Source organism: Lysinibacter cavernae, assembly GCF_011758565.1.
Lineage (GTDB): Bacteria > Actinomycetota > Actinomycetes > Actinomycetales > Microbacteriaceae > Lysinibacter > Lysinibacter cavernae.
The window spans coordinates 1834762-1850874 of the sequence record NZ_JAAMOX010000001.1 but is presented as its reverse complement, the minus strand read 5'-3'; the positions used below and the strand labels follow the sequence as shown (position 1 = coordinate 1850874).

Annotated in this window: 16 protein-coding genes; 10 read left to right on the top strand and 6 right to left on the bottom strand. The window is 58.8% G+C overall.

The genetic code is table 11. From position 1 onward, the window contains the following. Positions 1 to 8 precede the first annotated feature (8 nt). The 4 genes from FHX76_RS08110 to FHX76_RS08095 all read right to left on the bottom strand — a co-directional run bounded on the left by FHX76_RS08110 (position 9) and on the right by FHX76_RS08095 (position 5390). Positions 9 to 287 carry a hypothetical protein gene (locus tag FHX76_RS08110; protein WP_167149648.1) on the bottom strand — a complete coding sequence of 93 codons (279 nt, stop codon included), beginning with the start codon at positions 285 to 287 and terminating at the stop codon, positions 9 to 11. 58 nt (positions 288 to 345) lie between these two features. Further along, positions 346 to 1269, bottom strand: coding sequence for a class C sortase (locus FHX76_RS08105; protein WP_167149646.1), 924 nt, complete (start codon positions 1267 to 1269; stop codon positions 346 to 348). Positions 1270 to 1353: 84 nt separating this feature from the next. Then, positions 1354 to 2847, bottom strand: a complete 1494-nt coding sequence (locus tag FHX76_RS08100; protein ID WP_167149644.1) for a SpaH/EbpB family LPXTG-anchored major pilin — start codon at positions 2845 to 2847, stop codon at positions 1354 to 1356. Positions 2848 to 3089: 242 nt separating this feature from the next. Beyond that, positions 3090 to 5390 (bottom strand): DUF7927 domain-containing protein, encoded by a 2301-nt coding sequence (locus FHX76_RS08095; RefSeq protein ID WP_167149641.1) that lies wholly within the window; start codon positions 5388 to 5390, stop codon positions 3090 to 3092. 477 nt (positions 5391 to 5867) lie between these two features. Here FHX76_RS08095 and FHX76_RS08090 point away from each other — a divergent pair, with 477 nt between their 5' ends. The 3 genes from FHX76_RS08090 to FHX76_RS08080 all read left to right on the top strand — a co-directional run bounded on the left by FHX76_RS08090 (position 5868) and on the right by FHX76_RS08080 (position 9121). Beyond that, positions 5868 to 7520 carry a sigma-70 family RNA polymerase sigma factor gene (locus tag FHX76_RS08090; RefSeq protein ID WP_167149640.1) on the top strand — a complete coding sequence of 551 codons (1653 nt, stop codon included), beginning with the start codon at positions 5868 to 5870 and terminating at the stop codon, positions 7518 to 7520. A gap of 157 nt (positions 7521 to 7677) precedes the next feature. Continuing rightward, positions 7678 to 8064, top strand: coding sequence for a cold-shock protein (locus FHX76_RS08085; protein WP_167149638.1), 387 nt, complete (start codon positions 7678 to 7680; stop codon positions 8062 to 8064). Continuing rightward, positions 8057 to 9121 (top strand): DUF3027 domain-containing protein, encoded by a 1065-nt coding sequence (locus tag FHX76_RS08080; RefSeq protein ID WP_167149636.1) that lies wholly within the window; start codon positions 8057 to 8059, stop codon positions 9119 to 9121. The genes FHX76_RS08085 and FHX76_RS08080 overlap by 8 nt, the downstream gene beginning before the upstream one ends. A gap of 250 nt (positions 9122 to 9371) precedes the next feature. Here FHX76_RS08080 and serC read toward each other — a convergent pair whose 3' ends face one another. After that, positions 9372 to 10484, bottom strand: a complete 1113-nt coding sequence (gene serC / locus FHX76_RS08075; protein ID WP_167149634.1) for a phosphoserine transaminase — start codon at positions 10482 to 10484, stop codon at positions 9372 to 9374. A 102-nt stretch (positions 10485 to 10586) separates the two neighbouring features. Here serC and FHX76_RS08070 point away from each other — a divergent pair, with 102 nt between their 5' ends. The 3 genes from FHX76_RS08070 (at position 10587) to FHX76_RS08060 (ending at position 12781) form a co-directional block, all read left to right on the top strand. Next, positions 10587 to 11282, top strand: coding sequence for an iron-dependent transcriptional repressor DtxR (locus FHX76_RS08070; RefSeq protein ID WP_167149632.1), 696 nt, complete (start codon positions 10587 to 10589; stop codon positions 11280 to 11282). 179 nt (positions 11283 to 11461) lie between these two features. Next, positions 11462 to 12199: a C40 family peptidase gene (locus FHX76_RS08065; protein WP_167149630.1), complete on the top strand. Its 738-nt coding sequence runs from the start codon at positions 11462 to 11464 to the stop codon at positions 12197 to 12199. Positions 12200 to 12373: 174 nt separating this feature from the next. Beyond that, positions 12374 to 12781 carry a RidA family protein gene (locus FHX76_RS08060; RefSeq protein ID WP_167149628.1) on the top strand — a complete coding sequence of 136 codons (408 nt, stop codon included), beginning with the start codon at positions 12374 to 12376 and terminating at the stop codon, positions 12779 to 12781. Positions 12782 to 13178: 397 nt separating this feature from the next. On the opposite strand, the gene FHX76_RS08055 is transcribed toward FHX76_RS08060, so the two are convergent. Beyond that, a complete protein-coding gene (locus tag FHX76_RS08055; RefSeq protein ID WP_167149626.1) occupies positions 13179 to 13721 on the bottom strand; it encodes a helix-turn-helix domain-containing protein in 543 nt (180 codons plus the stop codon). Between the two features lie 122 nt (positions 13722 to 13843). Here FHX76_RS08055 and FHX76_RS08050 point away from each other — a divergent pair, with 122 nt between their 5' ends. From FHX76_RS08050 to FHX76_RS08035, 4 genes are all read left to right on the top strand, one after another. Then, complete coding sequence (locus tag FHX76_RS08050) at positions 13844 to 14077, top strand: helix-turn-helix domain-containing protein (protein WP_167149624.1); 234 nt, start codon at positions 13844 to 13846, stop codon at positions 14075 to 14077. 557 nt (positions 14078 to 14634) lie between these two features. Continuing rightward, on the top strand, positions 14635 to 15246 hold the full coding sequence (locus FHX76_RS08045; protein WP_167149622.1) for a phage tail tube protein: 612 nt from the start codon (positions 14635 to 14637) through the stop codon (positions 15244 to 15246). A 121-nt stretch (positions 15247 to 15367) separates the two neighbouring features. Next, positions 15368 to 15706: a hypothetical protein gene (locus FHX76_RS08040; protein ID WP_167149620.1), complete on the top strand. Its 339-nt coding sequence runs from the start codon at positions 15368 to 15370 to the stop codon at positions 15704 to 15706. A 95-nt stretch (positions 15707 to 15801) separates the two neighbouring features. Next, the gene (locus FHX76_RS08035) at positions 15802 to 16113 is read left to right on the top strand and encodes a hypothetical protein (RefSeq protein WP_167149618.1); all 312 of its coding nucleotides are present in this window, start codon (positions 15802 to 15804) and stop codon (positions 16111 to 16113) included.

The following is a 16113-nucleotide window of genomic DNA, read 5'->3' as shown; positions in this document are numbered from 1 at the left end:
GGTGAGGGTTACCCCTCGACGGAACCGTTCTGGTTTGCCTCGCGTTTGCGACGGATGATGCCAAGGATCATGAGGACAACGATCAGGATGAAGCCGACCGGGAGACCTACGTATGTGATTGCGACAATGACCGGCCACATGCCGGCTGCGAATGCCTCGCGGCCAACACCGCTAAAGCTGGCGACCAGCACCGCGATGAACGAGAGTATTGAGACACCGATGATGCCCGCGACCATATAGACGAGTACCCGCTCGACGCGGCTAGGTGTTCCCTGTTTCTCAGACATCACCCTTAAGGATACAGGGGAACGCTTGGCAATGTCTGCGAGCGCGGACAACGCTTCGTTATTCGCGCTCGGTTGCCGATCTCTCATTCGACGGGGAAGCATTTTGGCGACGCTTCCTGAGGTTTGCTGGGGCAAAGAGAACCGCCGTAACTGTCCCGAGGGCGGCAACGAAGATGATGATCCACCAGGGGAAACGTGCCGTGTCGACAGCCGAGACCATTTGTGAATCCACGGATGGGGCGTCGATGCGTTCGCCGCGAACGAGCAATCGGTGGCTGTTCACATTCAACGGTGTGCAGGTAATGAGGGTGACATAATCATGGCCCCGCGTGATTGTCAGATCTTCGAGATTATCTGGTGTCACCACCGTGATCTGGTCAACGCGGTAAAAGAGGTCGCGGTCAAGAACACTCAGAGAGAAGGTATCGCCTTTGCGGACGTTCCCAAGACCAGAGAGCATCTCGGCGTTGGGAAGTCCGGAATGAGCCGTGAGGACAGAATGCGTCCCGATACCACCAACCGGCAACGAGGACCCGAGCAAATGGCCGGCTCCAAGGTCAAGGGTTTGCTCTGAGGTTCCATGATAAAGGGGAAGCTCAACGTTGATTGATGGGATGCTGAGCCGTCCCATGACCTCGCTACCCGGAAGTCGTAGTTGGCTGAGATAGTTGTCGTCGTCAGCCGAGTCTGCCGCTTGAGCTCCGGATTCTGAGCGATACGGATCACGAAGCACTCCCTGGGGAAGCGCCTTGTTGTAGTCATCCGCTGCAGTTAAGAGGTCTTGTTTTGTGCTGTCTTCTGCCGAATCCACCTGACTGGCGTATGCGTTGAGCGCGCTACCGTGTGCCCGCTCAGTAAGCCAGGTTGCAGCCATCGGATACAGCATGATGCTCACGCCCATACACGCGGCAATGAGAACAGCGAATCGCTGCCAACGATACCCACGTTGGCGAGGGCGCGAGGCGTGTTTCGGCGATCGCATTCGCATCACTTTCAGACAGAAACGTTCGTGGAGGGATGCGTTGCGGGGGCCAACGGATGGCCCCCGCAACGCGTTATTACGTGACTATGCGAGTTCGGTGACCCGACGACGGGCACGCATTGCGAGCACGGCCGCTCCAAGCAGCACGATTGCACCGCCACCATAGAAGAGGCTTGCGCTGAGTGCTGAACCGGTGAACGGAAGCTCGAAGCCGCCGTTTGCAGGTGAGTTCTCTACCGTGAAGTCAACGATCGTGTCGTTCTCTCCGACGGTTACGCGCACTGGCTGGGCGAGCAGTTCGTAACCAGAGGGCGCTTTGGTCTCAGCAATCCAGTAGTACTGGAAGCCGGTATCAGACGGCGTGACTACCTGGTTGTCATACCAAGCGGACTGACGCAGGCCCGGGATCGTCACCTGACCGTTGGTTCCGGTGGTCCACGAGGACACTCCTTCAACCGTGATCGCGTTGGTTCCGTTGCGTGCATCGTTCTCGGTGGCAAACACCTGGAACGTTGCTCCCGCGAGCGTGACACTGTTGTCAGCGGCGCTGACCTTTGAGATGGTGACGTTACCGTACTTTACGATGGGCTCTTCGGTTGGCGTTGGGCCACCCGGCTCGCCAGGCTCGATGTCAAAGCTTGCCTCGTTTGGGTAGATGAGCGCCTGGTTGGGGATATCTCCAACGGTGTTGATCGTGGTGACGATGGCGATCTGCACGCTTGCCGTCTTGTTGGCAACAAGCTTGATACGTCCGGCTTCGGTGAAGTCAACCGTCACCTTGGTCCCTGCGCCTGAGGCAGGAGGGACGGTTGCGATGGTGTAGTCCGTGCCAAGAAGCAGTTCGGTTCCGTTTGTCAGGGTAACCGCAGTGCTCTTGTAGGTTAGGCGTGCGTCAAGCGGATCCACAATGCGGTATCCGTCAAGGACGTCAACGTTGGGGATTTCGCCCGTGATGGTCCAGGTGACATCGTCGCCTACCTTGAGCGACGTCGAGTCGTCAACTGTTTTCTCTCCCGGGTTGATAACGGCGTTCTTGGGGTAAACGTGAACGTTATACATCCAGGTGTTGGAATCGATCGGGTCGGTCATCGGCACGGTGATCAGGAACGGTGCACCTGCGGTCGTTCCTGCTGGAACAACCGTCTCGGTCACGAGGTACACGCCGAGGGGCAGGTTGGTCGCAATGGCGTCACCGTTTGCGATCGTGGTGATCGACGTCGTGTGGCCCTTTACCGCTGTCGCAGCGGCATTGGGAGTGAGCGCCTTGAGCGCGGTCCAGCCTTCATTTGTGGTCAGGTTGTAAACCGTAGGGTCAATCTGCTGTACCGAAAACGTTACGCCTGGCAGTGGTTCGAGGCTTGCAGTGTCGGATGCGGAGAGTTCCCTGCCGTCGTTGGGCAGGCCGGTGGCCGTCGTCGGCTTCTTGAACTTGTGAATCGAGATGGTACCGGTTTGGCTCGGGTCGATAGTTGATGCCGAGACGGCTGACGCGGTTGAGCCAGCACCGAGTGCAAGCACCGCCCCTACCGCAACTGCGGCGATGGCGCTCAGCGTCCGTCGCGTTTTCTGCGTGTTCACAGATGTTCCTCATTTCAATTGGTTGTGCTTCCCCAATTCAGCGTGAGTCGGGGGGATTGATAACGCCGAATGATCGACGTACTTTTGGCAGGACACTCCAGCTTTTGGGCGTGAACCGAAGCGTTGGCGGAGGTTGCATGATGAGGATGACGAAGTGAGCGATCACTTACGCGAATCACATCTTTTATTTGCCAAATCTGAGATTCTTTTTTGCAACCGGTCTCGCGGGGTTTGCCCGTTACCTAACTCAGCATCGAGCGCGTTTTACGTTGCCGAGCCCGTATCGCGACAAGCAAGCTTCCACCAGCAAGGAGTCCGCCAACGATGAAGGGGGCAGCGCCGAGGCTTTGCCCTCCGGCATCCGGCAGCGTGAGCGCCCTGACATCCGCGATCACAAGAGCGTTTCGCCGGATTGATATGAGCGAATCGGCGCCGGACGTCAGCAACAGCTCGCCATTTGCTTTGACCTCGAATTGGATAGCGCCGGGGAGGAGCTCGTAGCCCGCCGGTGCCTTCAGCTCTTCGAGCCAGTAGAACCCAGGCGTTATGTTTTTAGCTTCGAACTGACCAACAACCGTAGAAGGCTTCACCGTGTCTATCGCTAGCGCAGCTCCTGGCGATCCTGCGTCGTCGTGAAGGATGCGAAAGGCGGCCCCATCGAGGGGGCGTGAGTCTTGCCCCGCAGCGGAGACCTTTTCAATAACGACCCGAGCTGTGGATGGCGTCTCTGTCTGACATTCTTGGCCGAGCGGCGCGACCGCGCAGGTTGCAGGGGCTGCGCTACCGTCGCCAGTCACCGTGTTGCGCAGCGTGCTGCTCCAAGCATCCGCGTTGAGTCGAACGCTATACGTGAGCGTTGCGTGTTTTCCGCTTGGCAGGAGAAACGGGCCAGCGCTCAGAATGTTGCCCGTTGGGTCGTCAATCACGATGGCCGCGTCGTCAGCGATCGTGAGCCTCGCAGATCCCGAAACAAAGTCTGCGCTGTCGAGCACATGTGTCAGGTCATCCGTGAGCGTAACCCCATCAACGTCACCGCTCGCACTAATCGCTTCGACGGCGTAGTCCACACGGTCCCCCGGATTGGCATAGGTGCCTTCCGGAACGGAGACCGATTTTGCAATGCTCCAGTCGGGGCTCAACACTCGGGTGACTGACTCGGCACTGTTGTTTTGGAGATTGATGTCTACGTCTGTGCCAAGCACCTGCGCTCGGTTCACGATGGTTGTGCCAGGCGTGCGAGGCGCGGTCCCAGACAGCACGATGTGGAATGGTTGGCCCTGGGTGAGCACTGCGGGAATCGGTTTGGTCTTGTCTCCTCCAACAATCTGAACATTTGTGTCAGCTTCAGTGGCCGCTTGCAGTTGCCACCCCTCTGGAGGGGCAGCGCAGAGGAGGTCGTAGCCAGAGAGTGAACATCCATCGGGGGCCGAAACGAGCTGAGGATTTGTGACCGAGCTCGGTACAGCATCGCGCACGAGGAATCCGTGAGAGGCCGGTGTGATTCTGCTGTCGACGTTGTCCCAGGTCAGCGACCGCGTGCCGAGATCCGCAGCCGCAACATCGATGCTCCATTCCACGGTCTGTCCAGCTGCAACTGTTGCCGGGGCGGTCTTGGTAATTGAGAGATCTGAGGCGGGGATGACGGGGTAGACCGCGGTTGTTGCCGCGGTACTCACCCTGGGGATGACGGCGGATTGGGTGGCATTCTGCATCGTCACCATGGCCGTATTCCGGAGTTCGACGGTAACCTCGCTCACCAACCCTGAGATCTGGACGGTGCTGTAAATATACGTTCCATTGACCAGGGTGAGAGAACGAGCGCCGGTTGCGGAAATTGGAAACTCGGGTCCGTCGTAGTTAAAGGCGCCGTTGCTGAAAGCCGGGTACACGCTCTGTCCGGAGCGTCGAAGCTCAACGAGGCGGTCAACATCGGCAGGCGCTCCGTCTATTTTTGCGATACTTGGGTTCCAATACGCCTGATACGCGAAGTCGGCGATGTCAAAACCGGTGTTTCGAGTGGCGGGGCCAAAGTAGATAACGGGATTGATTTGTGGGCGTTCCCAGGTCAACGTCACAAATTGGGAGACGCCGCAGTCCTGCGCGACGCCCACCGCAAGTGGCTGGCCGTTATTGAACAGGCACGCTTCTGTTTCTGGCGTTACCGGGTACGGGTCGCTTGGAGAATCAACGCGCTGCCGCGTGCCAGCACCAACGCCGGTTCCGTCCGTCGAAAACTCCATGAAATCGCCGGGAGTATCAACGTTGACGGTCAGGTCACCAAACCCGGCAGGCATTTGTCCTGTTGCCGTGAGGCCAGGCGTTTTTGGCATGGATGGCGGAGCATATGCTCTGGTAACTGAATCTGCGCGCGTAGCATCTGTCTTCACCGTCGCTGGGCGAGGTTGTTCTGCGTTTGCCGGAAGCGTACCCGCGATGAGGGCTCCCATCATCACCAGCCCACACATGACTCGGGAAAGCAGGCGCGTCGCTTTCCATCCGGTGTCGCGTTTGTGATGCGGTTGTAGAATATTGGGTTGGTTCATGTGGGTCCGCCTCTGAGGTTCAGAACATTTCGACGCTTCCCTTTGTGCACGATCCTGGCGCTGAACACTCCGGCGAGACGGGGCAGCGCGGGGACTCAACAACACCTAGATAGAACGGGGTCGCAGCTGAGAGGATGAAGTACGCCGTCGTTCCTTACGCGAGGGAAAATACTTTTTTTCACAGCCGTCTCGACTGTTTGCACTTGGTTGGTCTCTCTCAAAAACATTTGCTAGCATCTGACACATGGGGTCATGCTGGCCACCGTTCGCGCGGGTTGAGCTGGCATAAACGGTGAGCTGTTGGGGCAGCTCGTTCTGAGACGCATTCTGCACTGTTGTGGATTGATGCGTTCTTCTGTCGTTGAAAGACCTCGCGCAATCGTAAGGAGTAAGACAATTCCTGAATCTCAACAATTTGCCGAGCCGCTTTCTGCCGAGCAAGAACCCAAGACAACTGATGCTGACCTTCTCCAGCAAGTGAGGGACGGAGACACTCAGGCCTTTAGCGAGTTATGGGCGCGTCATGAGGCATTCGCGAGGCGCCTCGCCGCTGCACAGACCACATCGTTTGAAGCAGACGATTTGGTCTCTGAGTCATTCACGCGCATTTACAAGCGAATGCTCGACGGTGGCGGCCCACACGATAACTTCCGGCCCTATCTCTACGTCACCGTGCGTAACCTGGTCGCCGAATGGGGTCGAGCACTCAGAGAGTTCACCCCGAGGGATGACCAGTGGTTTGCCGTACAGGAATCGACCGCATTTATTCCTGATGATTTTGCCGAAAACCAGCTGGTCGCAGAGGCATTCGCCTCGCTGCCCGAGCGCTGGCAGAAGGCCCTGTTTCATACAGAAATTGAGGGGCTTGCCCCATCCGAATTGGGAACGATGTTTGGCATGAGTTCAAATGCGGCTCACCAACTTACCTTTCGTGCACGTGATGGGTTACGTGCTGCATGGGTGCAAGCCCATATTCCATTGCGTACGGAAGGCTCTGAATGTCGGTGGGCCACCGAGCGCATGGGGTCCTACGAACGAGACCGGCTGAGTCATCGAGAACGCGTCCGGTTGGAAAAACACGTTGTCGATTGCAGCGATTGCCTAGCGCTCGTTGCGCTTGCTGAAGAAGTTGGCTCTCGCTTGCGGGTCGTCCTGCTGCCGCTCATTGGCGCTGGAGGTCTGGTGGCATCGCTCTGGCAGTCGACGCCCGCCCGCGCCTCGGCGGTTAGGCGGAGCAATGATGCGTTGACCCAGCCGCAATCGGGTTCGACCGGATGGAAGTCCGTGTGCGCAGGCGCCGGCACAGCTGTCCTCACCTTCTTGTTGGTCCTTCTTCCGCAAGCCGCTCCCGTTGGCGAATCTGAAATTGGGTCGGTTGGGCTGTTGAGCGAGAGCGAAGATGGGGATGAGACGTTGTTCTCACCCCTTCCACGAGGGCAGGGGGTGCTTGGCTTTGATGCCGTTGCGATTGTTAAACCCACGGCGCCCTTCATCTCGCAGAGGCTCGGGCAACACGATCAGGGAATAGCGGTACCCGGCGGGTCTTTGGGAAGTGATCCTGCAGCTGGGGCTCCTCAACTGCTGGTGCAAGGACCCCCGCAACCCACTCACACCATGCCCCCAAACATGCCCATGAGCGACGATCTGCTCGAGCAGATCCCCACGTACGTGATGGCATTTGGTGGTTTCACCTGGCCCGAACCCGACACCAATACCGAAGACTTCGTTGAGACGCTCCCGATGTCGCTCAGCAATACAAGTGTGTGGCCGGCTCAGGGCCCGCTCACGATCGCTATCCCTGATGAGTTGAACGGATACTGGACTGTTTCCGCTGTGCGCATCGATGGGGTTTCTCTTCCGGCATCCCTCATCGTCCAATCCAATGGTTCGACCCTCTTCACCATCTCTGACCCGCCGGATGGTGGAGCGGCCACGCAGCTCTCCATCGACCTGACCTATGACCGGACAAGCTGGCCACTGGGATACGTGACCCAGCCAGACCTCTCATCGAAGCAAATCGACAGGCCGAACTCGGCCATTGTGGTTACGGTCCTTGGGAGCGACGGGGTCAGCGACGCCAGCATTTCAATACGGCTCCCCGGATTCGAATCGTTGATGCCGCCGCCGTAGCCAACGGTAACAAGCGACGCCGCGCGTGAAGGAAGCGGTCACGGGTGGCGTGGGATGGGCCAGCTCAGTACTTTCCTCGTAGACTGGTGCTGTGGCGCTCTCTCGCTTATCTGGCGTGAGTCTGGCGTCACCACACTAGAACGACAAGGAATGTGCCATGCCCACCGGCAAAGTGAAGTTTTACGACGAGGACAAAGGTTTTGGGTTCATCGCATCGGACGATGGCCAGGAAGTCTTTTTGCACGCCACGGCTTTGCCAACGGGTGCGGTAGTGAAACCGGGAACCCGTCTTGAATTTGGCCTTGCTGAAGGAAAACGTGGCGCTCAGGCGCTCTCTGTTCGAGTCATTGACTCGCCGCAGCGAGCTCCACAGACACGCGCCAAGCGCATCCCAGCCGATGACATGGCCATCATTGTTGAAGACCTCGTAAACCTGCTCGACGGAGTGGGCTCACGCTTGAAGAACGGCCACTATCCAGAGGCTGCTCAGTCACGAAAGATCGCGACGATGTTGCGGCGGATTGCGGATGACCTTGATGCCTAACCCTGAAGAATCCACCAATACTCCTGACCAGGATGCGGCGGCGTTGCGTGCCGACGTCGACGCGGTTGCGGCCGCCGTTGACACGGCACCCGAAGTTGGCTCCGCAGGGGCTGCTACGGACGCGGCGTCTGCCTCGCTCGACGAAGACGCTGCGGCTGCTGTGGATGCGGGGACCGAGGCTCCGGTGGAGCACACCGTACCCGCTGAATCGGAAGTACCTGACGCTGTGGACGTGAGTGTTGTGGAAACGGTGTCCGCTGAAGCCGTCGAATCGGCTGGTAACGAGGTGCCCGCTGATGCAGCCGGAGCCGCTGAGGCAATTGAACCTGTTGCCCCTCCCGTTGCAGACGAAATCCTGCTGGTGTCCCACGACATCGCAAAGTCGGCCTTGATCGAGATCACTCCTGAATCCACGGTGGGCGAGGTTGTTGGCCACACGGTAGATGGAGACCGTCTGCTTTCACTGCACTTCGCGACGACGCTTCCCGGATACCCGGACTGGCACTGGTCCGTCAGCATGGCTCGCGTGGACGACCAGACCGCGCCGAGCGTTCTTGAGGTTGAACTCATGCCGGGCGAAACCTCTCTTGTGGCCCCTGACTGGGTGCCGTGGTCTGTGCGGCTTTCGCATTTCCGTGAGTCGCAAGCGCAACTTGAGGCCGACGAACGGGCGGCCCTCGAAGCGGCGGCGGCAGAACTCGCCGAAGACGACGAGAACGACGAGGACATCCTCGACAACGACTTCAGCGATTTTGACGATGAGCTCGACGGCGTGAATATCGAGTCGGATGATTCGGATGATGATGACGACGACTCAGACGATGAGTCTGATGATGAGGATGAATCGGACGATGACGATGACGACACCGACTCAGACGATGACGAAGACGATGATTCGGACGACAACTCAGATGAGGAAGACTCGGACGACGAGGATTCGGACGATGACGATGACGATGACGATGATTCGGACGACGACGACGATGACTCGGATGATGATGACGACGATGATGACGACGAATCTGACGACGATTTCGAAGACAGCGACAACTCATAGCCATTGTGTGGCGTAAGCCGCGCAACACGGCGACGTTCTCTGCGCCCTCCGGCCACGCTCCGGAGGGCGCAGCCAGTTAAGCAACGGGCTCCGTGAACTATTGTTTTCGTGACGTCTCGTCGAGCAAACGATTTAACCTGCTCGCTACATTCAGCCGCGCATCCGGTGACAACGCCTGCGGCATCCTCTTCCCAAACGAAAACGGCCGCCCCTCGAAAACGAGGGGCGGCCGTTTGAGCTGTCGTCGTGGTTAGAGGCGCTCGAGGATATAGTCGATGGCTCCGGTGAGCGTGCGGACGTCGTCTGGCTCGATCGCCGTGAACGTTGCAACGCGCAGCTGGTTGCGGCCCAGCTTGCGGTACGGCTCGGTGTCAACGATTCCGTTGGCCCGAAGCTGCTTTGCGATCTCGGCGGCGTCGATCGACTCGTCAAAATCAATTGTGACAACAACCTGCGAGCGGTGCTCTGGGTTTGACACGAACGGCGTCGCAACGGAGGAGCGCTCGGCCCAGTCGTAGAGGACGCCCGAAGACTCGGCAGTGCGAGCAGAAGCCCACGTGAGCCCGCCGTTGTCGTTGATCCACTTCACCTGGTTCTCAAGCATGGCAAGAGTGGTCAGCGCTGGGGTGTTCAGCGTCTGGTTGAGGCGTGAGTTGCTGACCGCGTTGGCGAGGCTCAGGAATTCGGGGATGTACCGGCCACTCGCCGCGATGCGTTCGACCCGCTCGATGGCGGCGGGGGAGAAGAGTGCAAACCAGAGGCCACCATCAGACGCGAAGTTCTTCTGTGGGGAGAAGTAGTACACGTCTGCCTGCGACGCGTCGAAGTCGATGCCTCCGGCCGCGCTGGTTGCGTCAATGACCGTCAGGGCGCCGGCGTCGCCGTGTACGCGGTTGATGGGAGCCATGACTCCGGTCGAGGTCTCGTTGTGGGGCCAGGCATACACGTCGATGCCTTCGGTGGGAACCGAAACGCTTCGCGAACCGGCCTCAGCCTTGATGACATCCGGTGCCTCAAGGAACGGTGCGCTTGCAGCTGACGCAAACTTCGAGCTGAACTCCCCAAACGTGAGGTTCTGGCTGCGGCGTTCGATGAGCGAATGTGCTGCAGAGTCCCAGAAGGAGGTCGCCCCACCGTTGCCGAGCAACACTTCGTAACCCTCTGGAATGGTAAAGAGGTCTCCGAGTCCTTCGCGGATGCGTCCGACCATGTTCTTGACCGGTGCCTGGCGGTGGGATGTGCCAAGCACTGACGTGGCGATCTCGTTGACCGCCGCCACCTGCTCAGGGCGGATCTTGGATGGGCCGCAGCCGAAACGGCCGTCAGCGGGAATGAGGTTCGAGGGCAGCGAGATATTGGCCATGCCAACAATTCTATGGGCAATGCTAGAAAGTCAGAATTCAGGTAGACGAAGTTGTCGGCTAGTGTTGGTTGCTGAGCGCGTTACGCACGTTGGGAGACTGTCATGACTGACTTAATCGACACCACGGAGATGTACCTCCGTACCATTCTTGAGCTTGAAGAAGAAAACATTGTTCCGCTGCGCGCACGTATCTCGGAGCGTTTGGGGCACTCCGGACCAACTGTTTCGCAGACCGTCGGACGCATGGAACGAGACGGCCTTGTTGTTGTCTCCGGCGACCGCCATCTTGAACTGACGGCTTCTGGACGCCGCAAGGCCGTGCATGTAATGCGCAAGCACCGTCTCGCCGAGCGACTGCTCAGCGACGTCATTGGGCTCGAGTGGGAATTTGTGCACGAAGAGGCCTGCCGCTGGGAGCACGTCATGAGTGAGCAGGTTGAGCGAAAGCTCATGACCATTCTTGGCGACCCAACTGAATCGCCCTACGGCAACCCCATCCCCGGTCTTGACGAGATTGGCGGTTCAGCGACGGCTCCGTTTGCCTACGGCGTTGTGAACCTCGTGGATGTTGTGGTCCAAGCCGAGGGCCCCGTTTCGCGCACCATTCGTCGCCTTGGCGAGCCGGCTCAGGTTGATCCCGAACTGTTGCTGCAGCTCAAGCAGGCTGGAGTTGTGCCAGGGAACACTGCCGCATTCTCGCGCAACGGCTCGTACGTTGTTGTGCAGGTTGATGGCTTTGACGAGGGGCTTGAGCTGCCAAATGAGGTTGCCGGGCACATCTTTGTTGACCAGGCTTAAGTTTCAAGCCGCACTTGAGACTAATTCTAATTCAATAATTTAACGAGAACTGAAGGTGACTAAATCGTTATCTTCCTGTAGGCTCGTTCCGTATTGCAGATTATGCGGCTGTTAGGCCTATCCCGGTAAAGAGGGGTTTGCCACAAAATTCAGCCTTTATTGGAGGTCCTACGTTGGCTTTGTTTAGCAGACGTGAACAGACAGAAAACCCGCAGAGCTCGGCCGACCGCCGAAGCGCGCGACGCAAGATCACTGCACAGAGTGGCTTCGCCATTCTCCTCAGTTCCGCATTCTTCGGAACCCTCGCTCTCCCCGCCTACTCGGCAGAGCCAGAGCCAGACAACTTCTACTTCGCCAACCAGGTTGACGCGCAGACCCTCACTATTGAGCCGACTGTTGCAGATTCAGCCGTATCGGTTGACGCTGTAGGTGCCACCACGGCAACCGAAATTGAGTCGATTGTTGAGGCCGAGGAAGCTCAGGCCGCAGCAACCGCCGCCGAAGAGAAAGCCGCAGCGGCCCGCGCCTCTGCAGCTTCCGGCGTAGGCACGGGTGCCTCGGCAACCGCTGCCGTTCGCGACGTACCTGTTGGAGTAGGTGCAGCAGGTCTCATCGCCGCCGCTCGTGCTCAGCTGGGCGAGGCTCAGGACTGCACCGCTCTGGTCGAGCGTGCGCTCCGCGCTATCGGTTACACCGTTGGCGACCTTGGCCCTATGCAGTTTGCGCAGTTCGGTACGCCCGTTGACGCATCGCAGATCCAGCCAGGCGACATCATGATGCGTGCCGGCCACGTTGGAATCTACACTGGCGATGGTGTCAACCACCGCGCCATCCACGGAGGCTTCCTCGGCAGCACCGTTGAGACCAGCGCAGACGCTAACCCAGCGAACTACTCGCTGATCGTGCGCCTCCCGTAATACAACTTCTTTACACACACTAGGCGGTTCCCCTTCAGGGTGAGCCGCCTTTTGTGTTTCTTGACTCCTTTGTCATCGACATGACCCAAATGTTCCTTTCGGCGCCGAAATAGAAACATTTGGGTCAGGTCGATGGGCGAGGGATCGCAGCCATAGCTATGTGTAGGAGCCAACATGCCCAGTGCCGTTTCGCTGATCCGCTCGAACTCTCTCTCGTCCGCCGCTGAGTATGCCTATGCGGCAACGGCTCCCAAAGAGGCAAGGCTCATTTTTTTAGCCGGATCGTGCCCGCTGAACTTCGACGGCTCAACAGCGGGCGTTGGTGACTATGCTGCGCAGGCCGCAAAATGCGTCGAGACGCTGGAGGGTGCGCTGGAGGCTGCAGGGGCATCCATTGTGGATGTCATCAGCACCCGCGTGCTCGTGGCGAGCTCGCGCCAGGCCGATCTTGTTGCCGCATGGGAGGTCGTGCGTGATGCGTTCGGCGATCACGACGTGCCGAGCACGCTGCTCGGTGTTACGGTGCTTGGCTATGACGATCAGCTGGTTGAGATCGAAGCCGTCGCCGCCGTTGTTGACTGAGGTTGGTGGTCATTCGATTCGCGCGATACCGGTCCGGAGCGATGGCGGTGTAGTTGAAGCAGGGTGAGCTTGGTGCTTGGTGCTTGGTGCCGTGAGTCGCCCGGGCGTATGGCGGTGGTGCTGTGATCTCTGGTACCTGGTGCTCTCAGGGACCTGTGCTGTCAGGGACTTTTGCTCCCGCATAGACGTTTCCTCGACCATCCCGAGCTCACTGATATCGAGTGCCCGCAATTCGATGTTCTTGGGAGCTTTTAGGACGATTTGCGGGCACTCGATGCTGGCCCGGGCACTGGGTCCTGGCACTGGGCATGGGTACGTGGTGCCGGGCGCAGGCGCTGGGTGCTCGTCGTTGGGTTCGCGGTGCCCAGGCGGATCCTTGCGGGGTATCCGAGGATACTTACGGGGTGTCGGGGGATTCTTGCTCGGCCTCGAGGCCCGGGCGGTCGCTAGCGGCGTGAGGAAAGCGTAGAGCGTCGGAAATTTCGTCATCGGTTGCCGTGTCGAAGTCGTCCTCGAAAACCGTGCCCAAAGGACGCAGTGGCGTGACATTTGTGGGTGCCTGGTGCTGCACGGGGGCAATGTTGCCTGCCAACGACGCAATGGCGATGTTGACGGCTGGTTCTCTGGACTCGGGCGGGATGCTTTCGATGAGGGTGCCGATGGTAATGAGCCAGCGGATGGTCTCGGATTCAAAGCCCACTTCGGAGAGGGCGCTGCGCGCAGGCTTGCCGGTCGGTGTTAGCGCCTGGGTATTTGCGCTCTCGATGGCTCCGTTGAGCGCCTCGATGACTTTGTATTCGCGGTTTGCGGGGACCTTCGAGCCAACTTTTTCCCAATTGACGACCGTGCGGAGGGAAACTCCAATGGCCTGCGCCAGCTCGGTCTGTGTGAGGTCGGCAGCCTCGCGGGCCTCTTTGAGTGTGTTCCAGCTAATGACCATGGTTCCAGCATAGGCAACTATAGGCAACAATGGCAAGTGTATTACGGCGATTAGTTGCGGTTTTTGCGAATAATAGATTGCCATTCTTGCTACTTTTGCGTTTCTTGCGTATTGTTAGGGATATGAACGAGACAGTAACACTCAAGATAAACGGACCAACCGTCCGGGTCATCCGGGAGCGAACCGGGATGAGCCTCACCGATCTTGCGGCACGAACTGGCGCTGACAAAGGCACGATCTCCCGGATCGAAACGGGGCAGCGCCGCTCGTCCATCATGATGCTCCGCCGGATTGCGTATGCGCTCAGCGTGCCGCTCGAAGCGATCAGCTACCCCGTGATGGTTACCAAAAAATAAAACGCACAACAACGTAGCGGAACCGTATGGGGGTTTCGCGAAGGCTAGCCCACAACAGGGCTGGCTGCTGCATACCCAAAAACAGGGTAGTCAACGGTCAAACGTGGCTACTCACGACACACATAGCTTCACTCTGGATTCAGCCCGACACATCGGGTCCGATGCCACCAAGGCCCGGTTAGCAGGAGTGCGGCAACACATATCGAGAACGATCAAACAAGCTGCGAGTGGTGTGCAGTGGTGGTCGTTTGTCACCAATGTTGGCCGGGCCATGCGCCCGGAACCGAGACGCGCGGGTTATGCGTCACACGTTCTACGGCGGCACGCTATCGCATTCCTTCACCGGAGGCGGAGTCGCTACACCCCCTGCTGATCCGTAGCGACGGGGAGCAGACGGAGGAGGAACAGCCTCTGGCGCATTGGGCGCCTACTCCGGTTCGACCCCGGACAGAGGCGCGGCAACGACCGGTGCGTGTGTGGATGAGGGGCGACGTCTCGACTCCAGCATCCGCGCGGTTTCGCCGGACACCGTTCACTCATTGAGAAAGAAGAAAACTATGGCAATCAACGATAATGCACTCGTCGTTCCCGGCAGCGGAACACTCTTTATCGCCCCGAAGAACACCCCGATGCCGGCAACCGGCCTGAGCGCGTTTACGCTCACCGGCACCGCGCCTGAGGGCTGGACCAACATCGGCCACACCTCAACCAGCGAAACGTTTGCGTTTGCAAAGGAGGGTGGCGAAGCAACGAACCTTCCTACCTGGATCAAGTCGATCGCTCGCACCGTGTACTCGGCAGTGAGCTGGACCCTCACCGGCACCTCGCTGCAGGTAGACAAAACCGTCTTCGACCTGGCCTTCAACGGTTGGCTGAACGACACCAACAAGAGCTACGTGGTGCCGTCCGCGATCAAGGGCAAGGAAGTCGCACTGTTCCTGCTGGCTACGGATGCAACTGGTGGCCTCGGCTTCTACATGCCAAACGCCTCGACGAGCCTCGGCGAGGCCCCAACGATCGACGTTGAAAACTTCTTCGGGGTACAGATTGTGGCGTCGATCGGCTCGGCTGACGCATCCGCTATCCCGGCAGGCCCCGATGGTACCCCAGGTCTCATGGAGGTCTTCGGACCGGTGGCCTTCGAAGAGGTTGCGCCGGTTCAGGCGTAGCTAACCCCGAAACATCCTTCTGTTGATTAGCAGGAGGCAGTAAGCCCCGTGGCAGGGCGATGGGTAGCCGACCCGCCCTGCCACGGTTTCACACATCGGCTACATATCAAGGAGGTCGGCTATGGCCGCAGCACGCAAAACCGAAGAACAACGAGAACTCGAAGCGCAAGAGCGCGAACTGCTCAAAACAGTTCCAGCCTTGCAGCCAGCAGAAACACTCTGGGGCAGCAAGAAAGCGCGGGTACTGAGCCTCGCAGCGCAGGCAAACAACATCACGGTCGACGGAAAAGTTGACGAGCGGATGGCAATTGACCTGTCCGGCGAGATCATCGATTTTTGCCACGAGATCGCAATCGACAAGGCCGCATTCATCACCTGGGCAAGTGAGCTCAAGGGCGAACAGCTGTTCCAGATCCCATTCCTGATCCTGAGCAAGTACACGAGGGCAGTGGGGGACTAGCCGCCGTCTGCGACCTGCTCGATCTTTACGAGGTCGAGCTGGTCGCAGACTTTCAAAAGTTCTATGGGATGCAGGTCGAGGATGTGCGTAGCGGGATGCTGAATCCGTCGCGCGTCCTCACCCGCATCGCAGGGCTGCTTCGCGAGCCGTGGTCGCAGTTTGCGGAACGGTTCTATGCGGACAACCCGCAGGAAACGGTCGCGACAGGCAACAACATCCCAAGCCGCTACGGATGGACCCCTGAGACGACGCGTCTCACGATGCTCATCAACCGGGTGACCGTTGCGTTGGCCGGCAAAAAGGTCAAAGCGGAACACCTCGAAAAGTTCCCATGGGACACTCCCAAATCGGCGCAACCCCGAACCATCGCCGAGTTCAACACAACACAATTCAAAGCACAACTCTAG